The 1633-nt window shown below is 70.4% G+C and carries 2 protein-coding genes; both read right to left on the reverse strand.

Annotation, left to right across the window (positions count from 1 at the left end; translation table 11 throughout):
• Window positions 1-88: 88 nt before the first annotated feature.
• Window positions 89-868: an amino acid ABC transporter ATP-binding protein gene (locus FV228_RS29020; RefSeq protein WP_147857629.1), complete on the reverse strand. Its 780-nt coding sequence runs from the start codon at window positions 866-868 to the stop codon at window positions 89-91.
• A 2-nt stretch (window positions 869-870) separates the two neighbouring features.
• Window positions 871-1633 (reverse strand): amino acid ABC transporter permease (locus FV228_RS29025; protein WP_147857630.1); only part of this gene is annotated, 763 nt, incomplete at its 5' end.

The following is a 1633-nucleotide window of genomic DNA, read 5'->3' on the forward strand; positions in this document are numbered from 1 at the left end:
CCCCACCGTCTCGCCCGTCCTGCGCGACCGAATGGCGGCAGGCCGGCCCTGCATCCGCCCGCGCCCGGGCCGCTCGCCCCCCGGCCCGTCAGAGAACCTGCGAGAGGAACCGGCGGGTGCGCGCGTCCTGCGCGGACGCGAAGAAGGTCGCCGGCGGCCCGTGCTCGACGATGACGCCGCGGTCGGTGAAGTAGATGTGGTCGGCGACGTCCCGGGCGAAGTTCATCTCGTGGGTGACCAGCATGCAGGTCATGCCCTCTTCGGCCAATTCGCGGATCGTGACCAGCACCTCCTTGACCGTCTCGGGGTCCAGGGCGGCCGTGACCTCGTCGAACAGCATCACGTCGGGCCGCATCGCCAGCGAGCGGGCGATGGCCACGCGCTGCTGCTGACCGCCGGAGAGCTCGCCCGGATACGCCTCCTCCTTGCCGGCCAGCCGGACCTTGGCGAGCAGGGCGCGGGCCCGGGCCTCGACCTCGCGCCTGTCCTGCCCGAGGACGTGGATCGGGGCCATCATCACGTTCTGCAGCGCGGTCTTGTGCGGGAACAGGTTGTACTGCTGGAACACCATCCCGACCTTGCGGCGCAAGGCGAGCTTGTCGAGCCGCGGATCGGTGACCTCGATCCCCTCGACCCGGATCGAGCCCGCGGTGACCGGCACCAGCGCGTTGATGCAGCGGATCAGCGTCGACTTGCCCGAGCCGGAGGGCCCGATGATGCAGACCACCTCGCCCTTGCGCACGTCGAAGCTGATCCCCTTCAGGACCGCGAAGGTCCCGAAGGACTTGTGCACGTCGACGACGCGGACGATCGGCTGGTCGGGGGTCCAGGCCGGGGACGGGCTGCTGGCGACGGTCGCGGACATCATGCTCAACGGGTCTCGAAGCGGCGTTCCAGGTGGGCGGTCAACCGGTCGATCGGGTAGCAGTAGAGGAAGAAGCAGAGCAGCGCGAAGCCGTAGAGCGGGGCGAACAGCTCGGGCCGTCCGCCCTCGGCGGCGTGCACCTGCGCGGTCAGCGTCAGCATCTCGGTGACCCCGACGATCGACGCCTGCACGGTGGCCATCGCGATCAGCGCGTAGACGTTCATCCAGGGCGGCAGCATGCGCTTCGCGCATTGCGGCAGGATGATCCGCCACAGGGTCTGCCGCCGGGTGAAGGCCAGGGATTCGGCTGCCTCCCATTGCGTGTTCGGCACCGACCGCACCGCGCCGCGCACGATCTCGGCGACGTTGGCCATCACCGGCAGGCTGAAGCCGAAGGTCGCCTTCAGCCAGTCGGGCAGCGGCACGCGGATCCCGAACACCGTGACCTGGAACGGCACCAGGAACATCACGAAGAACAGCAGCACCAGCCAGGGCACGTTGCGGAACACCTGCGTGGCGGCCCACGCGATGCGCGGCAGCACCCGGCCCTCGCCCAGCATGGCCAGGCCGAGCCCGAGGCCCGCCACCGTGCCGATCGCCATCGCCATCAGCGAGATCGCGACGTTGAAGGAAAAGCCCGTGAGCAGGAGCGGCGCCCACTTGATCACCACCTCCAGCGGGGACAGGGCGGCGGCCCCGCCCTGCGCCCAGGCCGGGAGGGCGACGATGGCCAGGCCGCACAGCAGCCAGCCGTGGACGGGGCGCAGG

Origin of the sequence: Methylobacterium sp. WL18 (assembly GCF_008040015.1) — a bacterium.
GTDB classification, from domain to species: domain Bacteria; phylum Pseudomonadota; class Alphaproteobacteria; order Rhizobiales; family Beijerinckiaceae; genus Methylobacterium; species Methylobacterium mesophilicum.